Annotated in this window: 1 pseudogene (cut by a window edge); it reads left to right on the plus strand. The window is 65.6% G+C overall.

The window, feature by feature from the left end:
• Positions 1 to 508 (plus strand): annotated as a pseudogene (locus GEV06_27545) (sigma-70 family RNA polymerase sigma factor); it runs 233 nt beyond the window's last position.

Genomic DNA, 508 nt, shown 5'->3' on the forward strand with positions numbered 1-508 from the left:
GAGGCAACGACGCGCGATCGCACGCTGGCACCGGCTTCAGGGCTGAACGAGGCGACCTTCCGCGACTTTTATACGCGGACGGCCAGCGGGCTGCGAGCATATCTACACCACGCGATCGGCGATGCTGCGGATGCGGACGATCTGTTACAGGATGCCTTCGTGCGGCTCCTCGGCGCGCGGAATCTCCCTCGGAGTGACGAAGAGCGCCGGCGATACCTTTATCGCATCGCCAGCAACCTGGTCGTCGACCACTTCCGGCGGCGGCAGCGCGAGCGACCATGGGAGGCTAGGCATGCGATGGAACCACACGCGCAAGCCGGTCGCGACAGCGACGCGCGGCTCGACATGGCGCGGACTTTCGCTCGCCTCCGGCCGCGCGACCGCATGCTGCTTTGGCTAGCCTATGTGGTCGAAGCGGACCACGAGGAAATCGCGCGAGCTGTGAACGTCGGTCACAAGAGCGTGAAAGTGCTGTTGTTTCGCGCCCGGCGTAAGCTGGCGGCACTGC

It is taken from the genome of Luteitalea sp., assembly GCA_009377605.1.
GTDB lineage: Bacteria > Acidobacteriota > Vicinamibacteria > Vicinamibacterales > Vicinamibacteraceae > WHTT01.